Below are 15,601 nucleotides of genomic sequence, written 5' to 3'. Positions count from 1 at the left end.
GCCGGTGGCCGTTCATCTATGCGGGCACCATCCCGATGCCGGAGCAAACCCCCGGATCAGGTCGAACCCGTACACCATCTCCCTGGACGCAACCCTCGGCATGACCTGGCGCACCGTCAAGCAGTTCGCCGACGCCGCGACGCCAGAGGAACCGTTCACTTGCCAGTGGCAGAACCGGCCCTCAGTCCTCGATTACTACAAGCCCTACCTGGACGACCGCTGGAACGAGGGCTGCACCAACGCGTGGAAGCTGTGGGAGGAGATCGTGCCGCTCGGTTAGAAGGGCAGCTACCAGCGTGTTCGCGCCTACCTGCACGTCAAGCGCACCTCGCCTCGACCGGTGAGCGCCCGGCCGCCCTCGCCCCGGGCCGTCTCCGGATGGATCCTCCGGCACCCGGACACCCTCACCGAATCGGACCAGATCCAGCTCAAGGCCGTCCGGACACACTGCCCCGAACTGGACGCCCTCACGCGCCACGTCCGATCCTTTGCGAGCATGCTCACCGGCCGACAGGGAGAGCGTCTACCTGACTGGCTCGACGCCGTCCGGCAGGAGGACCTGCCCAGCCTCCATACGCTCGCCGCTGGCTTCGACCGGGACCGCGATGCTGTCATCGCCGGCCTCACCCTGCCTCGGAGCTCGGGCGTTGTCAAAGGCCATGTGAACCGGATCAAAATGCTCAAGCGCCAGATGTTTGGCCGCGCTGGCTTCTCGCTCCTGCGTAAGCGAGTTCCACTCGCTTCGTGAGGGCAGCTGCTGCGGTCAGACACCTCGACGGTTCTCGGCTCTGCGGATGGTCACCACGGACAAAACCGGGTCAGTAGGCGGCACCAGCTCTCCGGAGGAGACCTCTACAAGGTGCGCCGGAGCATCACCATGTTGCAAGGCGGTCACGTACTCGATGATCTGAGCGTGGGAGAGCACGGGCACTTTTTGGTGCAGGGTATGCATGGCATGCACCCTCCCGCGAGCGTCTGCCACCGCCCGGACCTCATCGTGCAGATCGTCCACTGCGGTCCGCGTGACCTGCCTTCGAATACGGACTCGGTAGTCCGCCTCCCACGCGTCCGTTACTGCGGAGACGACACCGATCTGGTGCAGGCTTCCGTCGACGCGGTCAACAAGGTACGGCCCATTCCCGGCCAGCGCGAAGTCTGGATTCCGAGTGCGCAGATACTCCTCAGATGTCCAGGAAACGATCCATACCAGCTCGTGCTGCTTTACATGCGAAACAGCCATGCGCATCGGGTCAAGCCCAACCGACAGCTCCCGCTGGTAGTCGTGTTCCAGCTCTTCCTCAACGATCTGAACCGCGGCATCTCGCTCAATCACTTTGTCAGCATCCCGTACGGCTCGGATGGCTTCCACCAGGTTTCCTGCTCGCTTCACGGCTTGGCAGACCACCGTTGACGTACGTGAACGGTGCCAACAGGTGCTGCTGATTCTCCGAGGGATGGGGTAGCGACGATCACTTACGGTGCCCCGCCACAGAAGTTGAGCCAGAACCGGAGAACGGGCAGCACTTCGGCAGCGGTTTGGGAGGCAGCCGAGCGCTGGTGAACGATTTCAGGTGTTCACGAGTTGCGGCAGTGCTGGGCATTTCCTGGCGGGCAGGCGCCCTGCCGCTCCCGGTCACGTGTCCGGGCTTTCGGAAGAGGCTTCAGGCCGGCAGGGAGGCGAGCCAGTCGGTCAGGAGCCGGTTGATCTCGGCGGGGCGTTCTTGCTGGAGCCAGTGGCCGCAGCCGTCGAGGATGTGGGAGGAGACCAGGGCGGGCAGGGTGGTGGGGTATGCCTTGATCGCATCGTCCATCCACGTGGTGGAGGCGTCCAGGCCGCCACCGATGAACAGGGATGGCTGGGTGATGGGGGCGCCGTCGAAGTCGGCGAGATCTTCCCAGTCCCGGTCCATGTTCCGGTAGCGGTTGAGCGCCCCGCTCATGCCGGTCCGCTCGAACTCCCCGGTGTAGACGTCCAGGTCGTTCTCGCTGAGCCAGATGGGCAGCCGGCCGGTGGGGAAGCGGTCGCGCAGCCTCCCGCCTCGGCTGACGAAGTGCGGGCCAGGTGCGTTGGGCGCGGGCATGGTGTCGGCGGACAGGGCGGCGTAGAAGCCGGCGAGCCAGCCGCGCACGTCGGGCTCGATCTCGGCCTCGGCCCGGCCGGGTTCCTGGAAGTAGGAGACGTAGAACTCCTCGTTGCCGCCCAGCTGCGCGAAGACCTTGCTGGGCCGCGGCCCGCCGCGCGGGGCGTAGGGGACGCTGAGCATCCCCACCGCGCGGAAGACGTCCGGCCTGACCAGGGCGGAGTTGGCGGCAATGGCCGACCCCCAGTCGTGGCCGACGATCACCGCGGACTGTTCGCCCAGGGCGTGCACCACGGCGGCGTTGTCCTCCACCAGCTCCAGCATCCGGTATGCCTCGGTGTCGCCGGGCTTGGAGGAACGGCCGTAGCCGCGGACATCGATGGCGGCCGCGCGGTACCCGGCTGCGGCCAGGACCGGCAACTGGTGGCGCCAGGAGTACCAGGATTCCGGGAAGCCGTGCACGAGCAGCACCAGCGGCCCGGCGCCTTGCTCCACCAAGTGGATCCGGCCTGCGGGCGAGGAGACCAGCCGGTGAGTGACTGCCGTGGCCTGCTTCGACATGACTGCTCCAAGATCCTCGATCTGCCATGCGCCGAGATCGGTACCGATCATGCGGGTAACGGCGCGGGCGTGGCGAGTCTTGTTGCCGGTTCGGCAAAGCGGTTCTGGGCGGTCTGCCTCAGCGTTCCGATGTTCCTCACGGTCCCGGGACCGTGAGGGCCGGACGGGTGCCTCCCGTTCTCGTGAACGTCGACGGCGTCCGGTACCAGCTGCCTGCCCGGGGGGTGAACAACTGCACCAGCTCGGTTCCACCAGCGTGACGTTCAGCGTCTGGCGGCTGCCCCACCCGGCGCAGAACGACCAGCCCGTCTAGGGATGGCCGCGCCGGGCCCCGGTGAGCAGGCCGGCGAACGTGCTGCCGGCCGCCTGGGCGAGGTTGGTGGTACGGCCGGTGTACTGAAGGCGCCCGTGATCGTCGTCGTACCTGCCGGGCAGCAGGCTGCGGGGGTGCGGCCACCGGGCCGGTGACCGCACCGGCGATCGCGTCGGTCGTCTCGCGCGCCTTGTACGTCACCAGCCCCTGACCGACGGCTCGTAGACGCCGTCCAGCCGCTTATGGACCACCCCTTCCATGCCGACCGGCGCCCACGGCAGCCACTCACGGACGACGCCGGCCTCGGTGGTCGATGGGCACAGCGCCGCCGCGCCGACACCCTTCGCGCGGCGGACACCGGCTCCGGCGCGGCCCTGCGCCGCCGGTACGTCCACCGGGTCGTGTCCGTCCCCGGCAGCCGTACGACATCGAACGCCACGAAGTGCGCCGGCCACTCCTGCGCCGCCCGCCCCGCCCCGGCACCGCGCTGGGCAAGCCGGTTCTGCAACCGCTCGAACGCGAGCCGGCCCGCGGCGTCCCGTACGGCAGCTGCACGGTCTGGGCCCCGGCCTCCGAAAACGCCGGCCCCGTCTCGGTGCCGCGCCTGGAGCGCAGCACCACCCGGCCCGCCTCGACGCAGACCAGGGCCCTGAACCCGTCCTTCTGCAGACTTTGATGTGTCTGATGAGATGTCAGCTCGCTGTCTGGGCCACTTCGAAACCGGCGCATGATCGGCGAGCAGCTCAGCATCACCGAGGCCCGCCACCGCTTGGCCCGGCGGATCTTCTTCGGCCGGCGCGGCGAACTGCGCCGGCACTACCGCCAGGACATGGAGAAACCAGCTCCTTTTCCGCCCCGCGCGGGTCGGCCGCCGACTGCTGCGCCAGCCGTCGGCCGGTGAGGACGCCGGCCAGGCGTAGCGGAGCGTTGCCCAGGGCAGAACAGTTCACGTTCCGTAGCGGCCCTGGTGCGCGCGTGAGAGGGCGGCGGCGCCCTGGCAGGCGAGGGTGGCGGCGTCGTCTGCGTACTGGGGGATGTCGTCGGGCCATTTCGAGGTCGGCTGGAGGATCAGCAGCGAGACGGCGCCGTGCAGGCACGCGCAGATGGCCCGGGTCAGCGCCGTCACATCGCCGTGGAGCACGCCGGCGTCGGCGCATCGCTGCACCGTTTCCCGCAGGAATCGGAAGCAGGCGTCGGCGACCTGCTCAGTGGCGGCTGTCGCGGGTCCCGTGGCGACCAGGCGGTAGCGCAGGGGATGGTCGAGCCCGAACCTGATGTAGGCGACACTGCGCTGGTGGAGTTCGGCGAGCGGGTCGGTGGTCTGGGCGCTGACGTTCTGCATCCGGCGGCCGAGCTCGTCCCAGACCCCGAGGCACACGGTGTGCAGCAGTTCCAGTCTGTTGTCGAAGTGCAGATACACCGAGGGGGTGCTGACCCCGACAGCCTGTGCCACCGCGCGGATGGTCACGCCGTCCTCGCCGGCGTCGTCGAGCAGCGTGCCGGCCGCTTCGATGAGCTCGTCCCTGAGCCGGCCGCCGTGCCCTCGCTTGGCGCGACTGCGCCGGCGGCCTTCGGTTGTGCCGGCGCGGCCGTCGGCCGTGGTCTGGCCGGGTCCCTTGGTCATGGCGCCTCCGGATAGTCATGGCGCCTTTGGAGGGCGACGAGTTGGGTGACGCGGGCGCACAACCGGTCCTTGTCATCCCTGATGTCGATTTCCACGGCGACCGTTGACCTGCCGACGTGCAGCGGGCGGGAGGTCGCGAAGGCGCCGGTGCCGTGTACGGGCCGCAGGAAGTGGGTGGTGGATTCCATGGTCGCGGGGACGGTGCCGGCGCTCCCGTTCAGCGTGGCGCACACGGCGCCGGCTACATCGGCCAGCCCCATCAGTGCCCCGCCGTGCATCGCGGCGCCGACGGTGGACTGCTCGGCAGTGTAGGCGAGTTGCGCGGTGACAGCGTCGGCCTTGAGGGCTCCGAAGCGTATCCCGAGCGTCCTGGCGAACGGCGCCAAGGTGTAGACGTCTTGCTCGGTGATGGTCATCGCGGCCCCTCAGGTTGTCACCGTTAAGTTAACGGTGACATGTTATGTGGGCGTCACGGGCCGTGTCCACGTCTGTCGCGCGAGGCCGCAGGGCTGTGCAGGTTTCCGGTGCCGATCACAGGCGTGCTGAGAGACGCCGAGCTGCCACTCGGATGAGACAGCTTCAAGTGTCAGGAGAACCGCCCAGTTTGGGCCCGCCCGCCCAACCCGGCCGCAGATCGGGCCTGGGCACCGGCGTGGTCGGCATCGGCTCCGGCAGCGTCCACGTCACACCGGATCCCTTCCACCGAGAACGTGTTGCCCGTGCGCGTCGCCTGGCGCAGGTGCAGTCCTGCGAGTCGGCCGAGGTCTTGCGCTGGCTGCGCGACGGTACAGACGAGGAACGCATCACCGCCTGGCAATGATGCAGGCGAGCCCTGAACTGCGGAACTTCGAAGCCGTCCTCGCCGCCATCACCCACCCGCGCAGCCCTGGCCGGCCAGCTCGCGGATGACCCGGACATGGGCAGGCCCTCGAGTCTTCCCGGCATCCTCACTGTGATGGTCGATGGCGAACTATTCGAGGACTGCCCCGATCTGGCCGTCGGCTACATCCGCGAGCCGGACCGGATCCAGATCCGGTCCGTGAACAGGGCTTCGGACGCTGAGCCCGCCGCGGACGCCCAGGACGAGGAGCCGGGGCACGAACATGAGGCGTCTGCCGAGCCTGCCGCCAACACGGTCACCGTACGGGAGGTGGCTGATGCCTGGCGGCGCGTCACCGGCTGGCTCCAGCGCAACGCCTCCGACTCCTACGCTGCGCTGCGCGCCGGCGCGAGCCCCGCCGCCATCGCCGCTCTGGAAGAGGACCTCGGCATTCGGATACCCGCCGAGCTGAGCGCCCTGTGGCTTCTGAGCGCGGGCGATGACGAGGCTAATGGCTGGGGATGCCTTCCGGGTAACAAAGCTCTGATGACTCTGGACGCCGTGGCCGCCGCCTACCGGCTGAAGACGGAGGCCCAAGCCGACGACGAAGCCCGCAACGCCGACCGGCCTGAAGACGAGCGGATCACGGTCTGGAAGGCCACGTGGATTCCGGTCGTCGCCTTGGGCCCGGCTGACAGCACCACTTGTGGGGGTCGACGATGAAGGAGTCGGCCTGCTCGATGCCGTCGTAGAGGTGTCGGACGGCGGGGGCGGCCAGGCCGGCGCCGCCGTATGCGCCGTCGACGTGCAGCCACCAGTCGTTCTCGCGGGCGACCTCACCGATGTCGGCGATGTCGTCGACGATGCCAAGGTTGGTCGAGTCGGCCGTGGCGACGACGGCGAAGACACCGTGACGCCGCTCCGGCGCAAGCCGCTCGACGGTGGCCCGCAGCGCGGTGCCGGTCATGCGGCCGCGCTCGTCGCCCGGTACGAGGACGGTGTCCACGTCCATGACCACGCGCAGGGCGTGGGTGACCGAGGAGTGCGTCTCCTCGGTCACGCAGACCGCCCAGCGCCGGGGCGTGCGGGATCGTCGCCTCCTGGCTGTTTCGCGGGCGGCGATCAGGGCGGACGGGGTCCCGACGGTGCCGCCCTGGACGAAGGTGCCCCCTGCGGTGTCCGGCAGGCCGGCCAGGTCGGCGATCCAGCGCAGTGCCTGGTTCTCGGCGAACGCGGCGCCCGCGACTTCGAGCCACGAACCGGCGTACACGCTCGACACGCCGACGAGCATGTCGAAGGCGGCCGCCAGTTTGGTCGGGGCACCGGGGATGAAGGAGAGGTAGCGCGGGTGGTCGACGGCGATGCAGGCCGGGGCCAGCACCTCGGTCCACAGCCGGACCGCCTCGGGGCCGCCCAGGCCCGCCGCGGTGATCGTCTTTCCGGCGGCGGCATCCAGTAGTTCCGGGGCGACCGTGCCGTTCAGCGGCACCTGGGAGGCCAGCCGCTCCACACTCAGCTGCGCCAGCTCCCGGACCGTCTCCTCGACAGCGGGCGTGAATTCATGCACGCGACATCCTCAAGGAGCGCGATCGGGCGGGAGGGGTGACGCATCCGGGCCCCGGGGACGGACGCGCAGAGGTGCACTGTTTCCCCTCCATGCCTCGCTGTCCCTGGGCACACCGACATTCCGCCACGACCGAATGTCCTCGTCCACCGCGTATTCCTGGACGCAACGTCCGCGATTCACGGACACCCGCCCTACCCTGGACGCACGGATCTGAGATGGCTGCGTGTCCTGGTCGAACTGGCCGACCACGGCACACTGCGGGCCGCCGCCGACGTCACCGGCTACAGCACCTCCGCCGTCTCCCAGCAGCTCGCCGCCCTCCAGCGCTCCTTCGGCGTCGTACTCGTCGAGCCTGTCGGCCGCACGCTCGCTCTCACCCCCGCCGGCCGGGCGTTCCTGCCCCACGCGCGCACCATCCTGGCCACGCTCGACACGGCCCGCGGCGACCTCGCTCCCCAGGGCCCGCTGACGGGCCGGGTCCGACTCGCCGGCTACGCCACCAGCCTCGCCCGCCATGTGATCCCCGCCGTCACCGTCCTGCGCGAGCAGCACCCCGGCCTGAGCATCGCCATGGAGGAACGCGAACCCGCCGAGGTGCGGGAACTGCTCTACCGGGACGAGATCGACATCGGCGTCGTCTACGACCTCAGCCTCGTCCCCCGCGGCTTGACGGCCACCGCCTACCACCAGGTGCCGATGGAGCTCGCCGTCGCCGCCGCGGACGACCGGACACCCGAGGAGATCATCGCCGACCCCGCGACGAACTGGATCGCCAACTCCCGCGCCGGCGACGACGACAGACTGATCCACCACGTGACCGCCCGCTACGACATCAGCCCCCGGATCGCCCACCACGTCGACAGCCTCGACCTCGTCCTTCACCTCATCGCCGCCGGCCTGGGCACCGCCCTTGTCGCCGCCGACGGCCCCCGCCGCCCCGACGTGCGCCACCTGCCCCTTCACGGCCTGGCCGGCACGCGGCGCAGCTATGCGCTCACCCGGCCGGGGCGCGAGAAATGGCACGCCACCGCGGCCGTCATCAGCGCTGTCGCCGCCTTTTCAGGCTGTGAGGACCCGCGCGCGAAGCTGCCACCAAGCGGCATGTAGCTTCGCGTGACGATCGTTGCGCATGGCTACTCGTGGACTATTTATCACCTGGTTCGCCGCTCGTTAACGGCACCAGCGCTCCGCTCGTCGCGATACCCGGGATCGCGGTCATGGCCGCATCTGTTCGCGCGAGCGGGAAGTGCCTGTTGCCAGGGGTGCTGGTGGTGATGGCCTGCTGCTGGGGACGGATGGACCTGGGGGCATGCCGGCCGACAGAACGCCGCCGATGTCCGGCATGACCCACGAGGCCCAGCGGCCCGCCCTGCCCTTCCCTCCGGAACGCCGGTATGCCGGTGGGCGCCCGGTCAGCTGTGCCGTGAGTCATGGTGTGCGGTCTCTGCCGCGCCCGCGGCGATGAGGTGGCCGGCCTCGGCCGCGATCTTCCGCAGCCAGATGTGGGCGGGGTCGCGCTCGTGCAGGGGGTGCCACCACAGTGATTCCACCAGCGGCCCCATCCCGAAGGGCAGGTCGACGACGTCCGTACCGCTGCCGGAGGGAGTCAGGCGGGCGGCGCGTTCGGGGAGCACGCCCACTCGGTCGGTGCCCGCGATGAGGTGGGGCACGGAGAGGAAGTTCTCGGTGGTGATCTCCACGCGCGGATCGATACCCCGGGCGTGCAGCATGTTCAGCGGCGCGACGGTCAGCCAGGGGGAGTGGTAGGGCAGCACCCACGGGCGTGCCGCGAGCTTCTCGGGGGTGGTCTGCGAAGGCGTAGCGGTGTCGGACGAGACGACACAGACCCAGCGGTCCTCGTACAGGTCGAGTGAGGGGAGTTCCGCCAGCAGGCCCTGCGGGAGCAGGATGCCGTCGACGGTGCGCAGGTGCTCCTGCCCGTGCCGGACGAGCTGCGGCGTGCTGTGCTGGAACCGCAGCCGCACGCCCGGCGCCGCATCGCCCACCAGCGCGGCCAGCGTCCGTCCGAAGACCGCCACATGAGCGTCGGTCCCCACCAGAGTGAACTCGTGCTCGGCGTGGGCGGGATCGAAGTCGGGGCGGGTCTGCAGAACCCGGTCCACCCAGCCGAGCGCCTGCGGCATCTGCTCGGACAGGCGCTCGGCCAGTGGGGTGAGCTCGTACGTGTTTCCCACGCGGGTGAGCAGTTCGTCGCCGTAGTGGCGGCGCAGCCGGGCCAGGGCGGTGCTCAGGGTGGGCTGGCTCAGACCGAGCCGCCGGGCCGCCCGGGTCACGCTGCGTTCCTGCAGCAGCACGTCCAACGACACCAGCAGGTTCAGGTCCAAGCCCATGGCGTCCGTCCTTCGCGCGGTGGGAGTCCGAGGGTATCGGTATCCCCAATGACCCCCATAGGGGATTCCGGATTCCCGATGCCCTGATGGGCGGTCAGAGTGGAGCACGCGGGCAGGCCGAGAATCTTCCGACGAGCCGCCGTCCAGGTCCTGCCCCGCCCATCCGGCTTCCTCATGCAAGGAGACGAGTGTGTCGTCGTTCCACGTCCTCATCACCGGCGGAGGCATCGGCGGGCTCTGCCTGGCCCAGGGCCTGCGCAAGGCCGGCATCAGCTGCGCCGTCTACGAAAGAGACCCGGCCGTCCTGGCCTCCGGCTACCGCCTGCACATGAACGGGGACGGCGGCCGGGCCCTGCGGCAGTGCCTGCCCGAGCCGCTGTACGAGCTGTACATGCAGACCTCCCGCACCACCCCGCGCCGCGAACTCCTGGTTGAACTGGACCACCTCGGCAACGAGTTGGGCACCCGCCCCCACATCGGCCCGCCCAACGACCCCGAACGACCCCACACGGCGGTCAACCGGCGCACCCTGCGCCAGATCATGGCGGCGGGCCTCGAAGACATCCTCCACTTCGGCCGCACCGCCACCGGCTGCGAAGCGGACGACGCGGCGGGTTCCGACGGAGGTGGCGGCGTACGGCTGCTGTTCGAGGACGGCTCGTCCGTCACCGGCGATGTCCTGGTGGCCGCCGACGGCATCAACTCCGTCATCCGTACACAGCTCCTGCCCGACGTGCCGGTCGTCGACACCGGCATGCGCTGCCTGTACGCGTTCGCACCGCTCACCGACGACCTCGCGGCCGTGCTCCCCGACGCCGTGTACGACGGGTTCACCCTGGCTTCCGGCCCGAACGGCGCCCTGTTCGCCTACGGCGTCTTCCAGCCCCGTCGGCCGGTCGCCGTCGCCGTCGCCGACCTGGCACCCGGCGCGGCCGTCGACCCGGTCGCCCCCTATGTCATGGCCGCCCTCTACACCCCGGTCGACAGCGGACTCGTCCCGGGCGACGAGGAGCTGCGGACTGCCTCGGCCCCCGCCCGGCACGACCTGATGCGGGCGGCCGTCCGTGGCTGGCACCCCGGCCTGGTGGCGCTGACCGACCAGGTCGACCCGTCGTCGATCCGGCCGGTGTCCGTACGCCGCCTGGAGCCGGCCGAGCCCTGGCCCACCAGCCGGGTCACCTTCCTCGGCGACGCCATCCACGCCATGCCGCCCACCTTCGGCGCCGGTGCCAACACCGCCCTGCGGGACGCCGCGTCCCTGACCGGAGCGCTGAGCGGCGTCGTCCACGACGGGGTGCCGCTGCTGGAGGCGATCGCGGCTTATGAGGCGGACATGCGTGCCGAGGTGTTCCCCATCCTGCGGGCCGCCGCCGACCCCCGCGCCACCGATCCCGACTTCCTGCCCGACGACCTGACGGTCGCCGGGCACTGACAGGCCATCACCCCTCGTACCCCCTGACACCCGTACCCACAGCGAGGAGACGATCATGATCGACGAAGACATCGAGTTCGCCCTGCCCGGCGGCCCGACGCTGCGCGGCAAGTTCTTCAAGCCCGAGAACAGCCTCGTCAGCGCCTCTCCCCTGCCGGTCGCCATTCTGCAGAGCGGCCTGGGCGGCCCCGCCGAGTCCCTCTACCCCTCGGCCCGGGGCTTCACCGACGCCGGCCTCGCCTGCCTGCTCTACGACCACCGCAACACCGGCTACAGCGACGGCGAGCCGCGCCAGTTCTTCGACCCCTGGCAGCAGTGCCGCGACCTGCGGCACGTCATCACCCACCTGACCCTGCGCGACGACATCGACGCCGACCGCATCGGCCTGTGGGGGATCAGCATCGGCGGCGCCAACTCCCTGTTCACCGCCGCCATGGACCAGCGGGTCAGGGCCGTCGTCAGCGTCATCCCGCCGGTCAGCGGCTGGTCCGCGCGGGGACTCCAGCCGGCCGGCACCCTCGCCGAACTCGACGAGCTCATCCCGGCCGACCGCCAGGCCCAGCTGCGCGGCGAACCGGCCGCCACGATCAGCCTGCACGGCACCCCCGAACCCGGCCGCCCGGTCATGTTCAGCGACCAGGAGGGGATCGAGTTCGTCGAGAACATGATCCACGGTCTGCCGAGCTTCCGGAACGAGATCACCGTCTCCACCCTCGACCACCTCTACGAGATGGAGGTACGGGCCTACGCCGAACGCATCGCCCAGCCCACCCTGATGGTCCTCGCCGCCCAGGACACCGTGGCCCCTGTGGAGGAGGCCCGTGAGATGTACGACCGGATCCCCGAGCCGAAGGACGTGATGGAGTACCCCGGCCAGCACTACGAGATCCTCTCCCACCACTTCGAGGAGATCATCAGCCGCACCGCCCAGTGGCTCGCCAAGGCCCTGGACCGCTGATCCCCGTCACGGCCGGTCTCGCCGCCGCACGGCCGACCGACCGGTCGCACGGACGTGTCGAACGACGATCGCTCCCTCGGCCCACCACCTCGGAGTCGCCCCATGCCCGAGTCCCTCGCCCGTGTGGCCACCGGCGCCGCACCTCGCTACGCCAAGCAGTTCGCCTCGCACTTCGGCCGGAAGATCCCGGTCGAGGAGACACCCGACGGCGGCCACCGCCTGACCTCCGACAAGACCGACGTCGTACTCCATCCCGCCGACGACCACCTGCTCGTGGAGGTCACCGCCCCGACTCGCCGACGCTCACCGCCGTCCAGGACGTGGTGGGCGGCCATCTCGAACGCTTCGGCCGTCGCAACGAGCTGACCGTTGCATGGGCGGAACCCGTACAGGACTGACGACAACCGGCCCTCGCACTGCTCCACATCCCCAACCCTCAGCCACACCGTCTGAGCTCCCCCCACACACCAAAACCAGGAGACCTTATCGGCGTCCCTGCCCCTGCACGTCCATTCGGCCGTCTGAGAGGGAACCCGGCGATGTCCCAAACGAGCTGGAGGCGTCATCGCCCGCGCGAAGGGCGAGCCAGTCCATGTCGAGACGATCGTGATCCTCCGCATCGAGGGCGCACAGGCAGCCATCACTGTCGACGACGGCAAACGACCCCTTCGTGAGGTCCTATCTGCCATTCCGTGAAGCCTCAGCTTGGTGACTCCAGCCGAATCCACCACCCGGCGTAGCCATCACGGAAGAGCGGTCACAACCACCTGGAGTGCTCAGTCACAATTACTGTGACTGAGCACTCCACCTGGCGGGACTCGTCAACTGAAGCGCTCAATTAGAGAGCTCCCGACCAGCCAACAGCGAGTCAAGGCGTCGCCGCGCGGAAGAGAGCGAGGAGGGCCTGAGACGGCGCAGTGTCTGCATCGAAGAACTGCGTGGCCAGCGAGGGCGGGACGGCTGTTCCGTGCATCCGGATCTCGTGGCAGCTGAAGCAGAACGCCGCCTCAAAGAGGGCCAGATCGAGGGAGTCCTCATACGCGCGAATGCTCCAGCCCGGCGAGAAGCCACAGCGGTGCTGTTCGCCGCTGGGCAGTGTCCCGATCAGGGTCAGGGCGTCGGCTGCTTCGTTCCCAGCCCAATAGGCGACCGCCGTGCCGGGGTATGGGGCGCCCCGTTTGACCGGGAGGGCGGAGACCCGTACGACCTCGATCAACACGGTAGCGGCCACAGCTTCGGCGGGGATCTGCATGAGAAGAGTCTCCCTGCCGAATTTGCGTAGGCATCGCGTTCGATGAGACTGATCGGCATGCAGTCAGCGCACGCACTCACCCACTGGGACAGCCCTTTCGTCAACTTCCGCCACTTCGACTTTGAGGACGGCCGGGGGCACGGATACCGATGGGTGCACGTCAAGCGCTTCCACTTGCCGACGGACGCCTCCACTGACCGCGACCTGCTCTCCGCTCTCATCGCGCACCCTGAGTTCCGTGACACCTATGACGGCGCCGGTCTCTGGCTCGAACCACGGCACGGCCAGTGGTGGTCGGATCGCATCACACCGGACACCTATGCGGTCGCCGACGAAGCGATTGCGAGGGATGTGATCGACACATGGGCCACTCGCGGAGCCGATCTCCCCGCCGCTCTGGAGACACGGCTGCACGAGGTGGTCTACCAGCCGATTCGCCAAGCAACGAGCCGGTACACGCTGGGCGCCCTGCCCGACGACGCCCATCATGACTACGGCCCCATCCACACCGAGTTCCACGAGCTCGTCCTCATTGATCGCAGCCTCGGCGTCCTGGCCCTCGTAGTCGCCGCCGACGACTGAAGGCCGAGGTTTCCGCTTGGCCTGCTGTGACGCTCAAGAGTGCGCCGCACGGACGACAACCCCGGCTTCTGCCGCCACGTCGGCTGCCAGATCGTGTGCAGCCCCGACGTCGCCGACGAGATCGCCGGGCGGCTGCGCGAGGCCATCGGCGAGATCCTCAACGACTACACCGACGACGACGCGCGGCATGCGTCGGCGCTGAGCGGGAACATGATGCTCAGCCTCGGCAGCCTGCGAGCCGCCTCTTCTTCATCCCGAACATTCCAGCGTTTCCCGGCCAGGCCCTGGCTGACTGCGTGCTCGCCCCGCTGGGTCTGCACAGCCGCATAAAATGCATCCCCGCACTCGTCGGGATCCCCAGTCACAAGCCCATGGGCTTCCAACGCCACATAGTCGAGCGATTCCCACCCGGGCCAGTCATCACCCCAGGTCCTCCAAGTTCGCCCCGCCAGGCGCAGGACCTCAGGAGTGTCAGCCAGAGCATCAGGGTCGAGCACCGCTCGCCCGAAAGCGTCTTGGCCCAGCCCAACCATCCAGAGGCCGAAGTAGCAGAAGTCGTCATCCGAACACCGGCCGCCGAAGATCCGCTCCGCTGCAGCCACCAGCTCCCAGGTGAAAGCCTGACGGGTCACCTGGTCCAGGCACATCTGGAACTCAACGATCTCTCCCAGCGGCCTGCGCGACAAATCAGAACGAAGCCATGCAAGTCGCGCATTCCTGCCCTCTGCCTGGCGGCGACACGTCTCTACAAGTTCCCAGAACGTTTCAAGATTCACGAAGAGCACCCTGCCAGGCACCGCTGACAACGGACCGGCCGCCCCGGCGCCCTCACCACTTCTGCGAAAGCCAGATCGTTTGAGGCCGCCACCGGCTTGCAGTCCCAGAAGATCTGGCACCTGTGCAGGTCAGCTTCACGCCAACTGCCACCTGCGCTGCGACAGGACACAGGTCGAAGCGCTCACCCTTGAGGCTGACGAAGTGCCCAGTCGCGGTCGCCCGGCGTCGGCTCGGTTCGCCAACGAGCCCGTAGGACTCCGTCGTTGTCGGGCATGACAGCAGTGCACAGAGGCACAGATTCACCCGCGTATACAGACAGGAGCGCGGCGGCATGAGCACGGGATATCCGGGCGGCCAGTTCGGGGAACTCGTCCTCTTCGGCGATGGCGCTGCGGATGTTGCCGTCGTCGTCCTGCCACACGCCTTCAACGAGGCCATCAGCGGGCAGGGCTCTCAGGACGGCGTCGATGTCGGTGGACAGGGGCGGCCAGACGGCGAGACGGGCCCGGGGAGCCAGTCCAGCGCGAACGGGGTCGATGGTGTCGCTGGTGAGGTGGTGCCATCGTGAGGCACCTTCGAGATACGTCTCTTCCAGAATTCCTGCTTGGCCGGTGACGACTGCCCTGTGCAGGTCGGCCCAGAAGTCGTCATCGCCGGGACGCTGGATGACCTGATCTTCCTCCTCGGCCTCGAAGGCGTACGGGGAGGCGTCCAGGCGTTCTGGGAAGAGTCCGAGTTCCCGGGTGCGGGCCAACGCTTCCTCGCAAGGCCGACTGCTGCTGATGTAGAGGTACTGGTCCCATCCCACATGGACCGCGAACGCGCCTTCCGCCTCCAGCCGGCACCAGGCTCCGTTGTCGCGCAACATGGCGCGCACCAGCTGCAGCCCGATTTCGAGCGGTACTTCTGCCCCGTCGTGAAAACCGGTAGGGCCGCCAGGGAAGATCCCGTCCAACCCAAAGCCGTCCACCGGAGGCTCCACACCGAAGTGCGCCAAGGACGGGACCTGTGGTTCACGTACGGCCAGGTGATCGACGCCGCTGTCCCCGGCGAAGGCCGCGACCGCCTGAAGATAAGACGCCTCGACCTCGCCGTGATCGCTGACGGTGTCCTCACTGCCGGTGTAATGCCCGTGTTCGTCACGGTCGGCAGGGTCGTACTTGGTGACGCGGTAGACGTAGGGGAGCTGCACCGCCCCATCATCCAGCACGCTTGTGTCGCCCCACGAGGAAATGCCATGGGAGGTGAGACAGAGTCGTAGGGCAACATCCTGAGACAGATCA

General features: G+C 68.8%; 20 protein-coding genes and 2 pseudogenes. 11 read left to right on the top strand and 11 right to left on the bottom strand.

The window, feature by feature from the left end; translation table 11 throughout:
• Together ACIREI_RS44630 and ACIREI_RS44625 are read left to right on the top strand one after the other, a co-directional pair.
• Window positions 1-280 (top strand): annotated as a pseudogene (locus tag ACIREI_RS44630) (hypothetical protein); the annotation flags it as partial.
• Between the two features lie 60 nt (window positions 281-340).
• Entirely contained in the window at window positions 341-748 is a 408-nt protein-coding gene (locus ACIREI_RS44625; protein ID WP_403346007.1) for a transposase, read from the top strand.
• A gap of 15 nt (window positions 749-763) precedes the next feature.
• Here ACIREI_RS44625 and ACIREI_RS44620 read toward each other — a convergent pair whose 3' ends face one another.
• From ACIREI_RS44620 to ACIREI_RS44605, 4 genes are all read right to left on the bottom strand, one after another.
• On the bottom strand, window positions 764-1,369 hold the full coding sequence (locus tag ACIREI_RS44620) for a YrhB domain-containing protein (protein ID WP_403346005.1): 606 nt from the start codon (window positions 1,367-1,369) through the stop codon (window positions 764-766).
• A 292-nt stretch (window positions 1,370-1,661) separates the two neighbouring features.
• Complete coding sequence (locus ACIREI_RS44615; protein WP_403346010.1) at window positions 1,662-2,642, bottom strand: alpha/beta fold hydrolase; 981 nt, start codon at window positions 2,640-2,642, stop codon at window positions 1,662-1,664.
• Window positions 2,643-2,951: 309 nt separating this feature from the next.
• Entirely contained in the window at window positions 2,952-3,116 is a 165-nt protein-coding gene (locus ACIREI_RS44610) for a hypothetical protein (RefSeq protein ID WP_403346003.1), read from the bottom strand.
• 36 nt (window positions 3,117-3,152) lie between these two features.
• On the bottom strand, window positions 3,153-3,350 hold the full coding sequence (locus tag ACIREI_RS44605; protein ID WP_403346001.1) for a hypothetical protein: 198 nt from the start codon (window positions 3,348-3,350) through the stop codon (window positions 3,153-3,155).
• Between the two features lie 47 nt (window positions 3,351-3,397).
• Here ACIREI_RS44605 and ACIREI_RS44600 point away from each other — a divergent pair, with 47 nt between their 5' ends.
• Together ACIREI_RS44600 and ACIREI_RS44595 are read left to right on the top strand one after the other, a co-directional pair.
• Window positions 3,398-3,631 (top strand): hypothetical protein, encoded by a 234-nt coding sequence (locus tag ACIREI_RS44600; protein ID WP_403345999.1) that lies wholly within the window; start codon window positions 3,398-3,400, stop codon window positions 3,629-3,631.
• A 51-nt stretch (window positions 3,632-3,682) separates the two neighbouring features.
• The gene (locus ACIREI_RS44595) at window positions 3,683-3,856 is read left to right on the top strand and encodes a Tn3 family transposase (protein ID WP_403345997.1); all 174 of its coding nucleotides are present in this window, start codon (window positions 3,683-3,685) and stop codon (window positions 3,854-3,856) included.
• Between the two features lie 45 nt (window positions 3,857-3,901).
• On the opposite strand, the gene ACIREI_RS44590 is transcribed toward ACIREI_RS44595, so the two are convergent.
• Entirely contained in the window at window positions 3,902-4,579 is a 678-nt protein-coding gene (locus ACIREI_RS44590) for a TetR/AcrR family transcriptional regulator (protein ID WP_403345995.1), read from the bottom strand.
• Window positions 4,576-4,995, bottom strand: a complete 420-nt coding sequence (locus ACIREI_RS44585) for a PaaI family thioesterase (protein ID WP_403345993.1) — start codon at window positions 4,993-4,995, stop codon at window positions 4,576-4,578. Before ACIREI_RS44585 ends, ACIREI_RS44590 begins: the two co-directional genes overlap by 4 nt.
• 500 nt (window positions 4,996-5,495) lie before the next feature.
• Here ACIREI_RS44585 and ACIREI_RS44580 point away from each other — a divergent pair, with 500 nt between their 5' ends.
• A complete protein-coding gene (locus ACIREI_RS44580) occupies window positions 5,496-6,122 on the top strand; it encodes an SMI1/KNR4 family protein (protein ID WP_403345991.1) in 627 nt (208 codons plus the stop codon).
• On the opposite strand, the gene ACIREI_RS44575 is transcribed toward ACIREI_RS44580, so the two are convergent.
• Window positions 6,043-6,966, bottom strand: coding sequence for a pyridoxal phosphate-dependent decarboxylase family protein (locus ACIREI_RS44575; protein ID WP_403345989.1), 924 nt, complete (start codon window positions 6,964-6,966; stop codon window positions 6,043-6,045). The genes ACIREI_RS44580 and ACIREI_RS44575 overlap by 80 nt on opposite strands.
• Before the next feature lie 42 nt (window positions 6,967-7,008).
• Here ACIREI_RS44575 and ACIREI_RS44570 point away from each other — a divergent pair, with 42 nt between their 5' ends.
• On the top strand, window positions 7,009-8,073 hold the full coding sequence (locus ACIREI_RS44570) for a LysR family transcriptional regulator (protein ID WP_403346009.1): 1,065 nt from the start codon (window positions 7,009-7,011) through the stop codon (window positions 8,071-8,073).
• 305 nt (window positions 8,074-8,378) lie between these two features.
• Here ACIREI_RS44570 and ACIREI_RS44565 read toward each other — a convergent pair whose 3' ends face one another.
• Window positions 8,379-9,317 (bottom strand): LysR family transcriptional regulator, encoded by a 939-nt coding sequence (locus tag ACIREI_RS44565; protein ID WP_403345987.1) that lies wholly within the window; start codon window positions 9,315-9,317, stop codon window positions 8,379-8,381.
• Window positions 9,318-9,507: 190 nt separating this feature from the next.
• On the opposite strand from ACIREI_RS44565, the gene ACIREI_RS44560 reads away from it, so the two are divergent.
• The 3 genes from ACIREI_RS44560 (at window position 9,508) to ACIREI_RS44550 (ending at window position 12,073) form a co-directional block, all read left to right on the top strand.
• Entirely contained in the window at window positions 9,508-10,749 is a 1,242-nt protein-coding gene (locus tag ACIREI_RS44560; RefSeq protein ID WP_403345985.1) for an FAD-dependent oxidoreductase, read from the top strand.
• A 55-nt stretch (window positions 10,750-10,804) separates the two neighbouring features.
• Complete coding sequence (locus ACIREI_RS44555) at window positions 10,805-11,707, top strand: alpha/beta hydrolase (protein ID WP_403345984.1); 903 nt, start codon at window positions 10,805-10,807, stop codon at window positions 11,705-11,707.
• Between the two features lie 102 nt (window positions 11,708-11,809).
• Window positions 11,810-12,073, top strand: coding sequence for a DUF2218 domain-containing protein (locus ACIREI_RS44550; RefSeq protein ID WP_403345982.1), 264 nt, complete (start codon window positions 11,810-11,812; stop codon window positions 12,071-12,073).
• A gap of 502 nt (window positions 12,074-12,575) precedes the next feature.
• On the opposite strand, the gene ACIREI_RS44545 is transcribed toward ACIREI_RS44550, so the two are convergent.
• Window positions 12,576-12,959, bottom strand: a complete 384-nt coding sequence (locus ACIREI_RS44545; RefSeq protein WP_403345980.1) for a hypothetical protein — start codon at window positions 12,957-12,959, stop codon at window positions 12,576-12,578.
• A 57-nt stretch (window positions 12,960-13,016) separates the two neighbouring features.
• Here ACIREI_RS44545 and ACIREI_RS44540 point away from each other — a divergent pair, with 57 nt between their 5' ends.
• Together ACIREI_RS44540 and ACIREI_RS44535 are read left to right on the top strand one after the other, a co-directional pair.
• Window positions 13,017-13,541 (top strand): hypothetical protein, encoded by a 525-nt coding sequence (locus ACIREI_RS44540; RefSeq protein WP_403345978.1) that lies wholly within the window; start codon window positions 13,017-13,019, stop codon window positions 13,539-13,541.
• A 39-nt stretch (window positions 13,542-13,580) separates the two neighbouring features.
• The gene (locus ACIREI_RS44535) at window positions 13,581-13,871 is read left to right on the top strand and encodes a hypothetical protein (protein WP_403346012.1); all 291 of its coding nucleotides are present in this window, start codon (window positions 13,581-13,583) and stop codon (window positions 13,869-13,871) included.
• Window positions 13,872-13,975: 104 nt separating this feature from the next.
• Here the strand turns inward: ACIREI_RS44535 and ACIREI_RS44530 are convergent.
• Window positions 13,976-14,317 (bottom strand): annotated as a pseudogene (locus ACIREI_RS44530) (DUF4240 domain-containing protein); the annotation flags it as partial.
• A 182-nt stretch (window positions 14,318-14,499) separates the two neighbouring features.
• The gene (locus ACIREI_RS44525; RefSeq protein ID WP_403345976.1) at window positions 14,500-15,510 is read right to left on the bottom strand and encodes an RNA-binding protein; all 1,011 of its coding nucleotides are present in this window, start codon (window positions 15,508-15,510) and stop codon (window positions 14,500-14,502) included.
• Window positions 15,511-15,601 lie beyond the last annotated feature (91 nt).

Source organism: Streptomyces sp. NPDC093591 (assembly GCF_044764885.1).
Lineage (GTDB): Bacteria > Actinomycetota > Actinomycetes > Streptomycetales > Streptomycetaceae > Streptomyces.
This window is presented reverse-complemented; position numbering and strand designations above follow the sequence as displayed.

Excerpts from the sequence above, each read along its gene's own strand:
- ACIREI_RS44615 (WP_403346010.1), bottom strand. The coding sequence starts at position 2,642 with ATGTCGAAGCAGGCCACGGCAGTCACTCACCGGCTGGTCTCCTCGCCC.
- ACIREI_RS44595 (WP_403345997.1), top strand. The coding sequence starts at position 3,683 with ATGATCGGCGAGCAGCTCAGCATCACCGAGGCCCGCCACCGCTTGGCC.
- ACIREI_RS44590 (WP_403345995.1), bottom strand. The coding sequence starts at position 4,579 with ATGACCAAGGGACCCGGCCAGACCACGGCCGACGGCCGCGCCGGCACA.
- ACIREI_RS44585 (WP_403345993.1), bottom strand. The coding sequence starts at position 4,995 with ATGACCATCACCGAGCAAGACGTCTACACCTTGGCGCCGTTCGCCAGG.
- ACIREI_RS44580 (WP_403345991.1), top strand. The coding sequence starts at position 5,496 with ATGGGCAGGCCCTCGAGTCTTCCCGGCATCCTCACTGTGATGGTCGAT.
- ACIREI_RS44565 (WP_403345987.1), bottom strand. The coding sequence starts at position 9,317 with ATGGGCTTGGACCTGAACCTGCTGGTGTCGTTGGACGTGCTGCTGCAG.
- ACIREI_RS44555 (WP_403345984.1), top strand. The coding sequence starts at position 10,805 with ATGATCGACGAAGACATCGAGTTCGCCCTGCCCGGCGGCCCGACGCTG.
- ACIREI_RS44550 (WP_403345982.1), top strand. The coding sequence starts at position 11,810 with ATGCCCGAGTCCCTCGCCCGTGTGGCCACCGGCGCCGCACCTCGCTAC.
- ACIREI_RS44545 (WP_403345980.1), bottom strand. The coding sequence starts at position 12,959 with ATGCAGATCCCCGCCGAAGCTGTGGCCGCTACCGTGTTGATCGAGGTC.
- ACIREI_RS44540 (WP_403345978.1), top strand. The coding sequence starts at position 13,017 with ATGCAGTCAGCGCACGCACTCACCCACTGGGACAGCCCTTTCGTCAAC.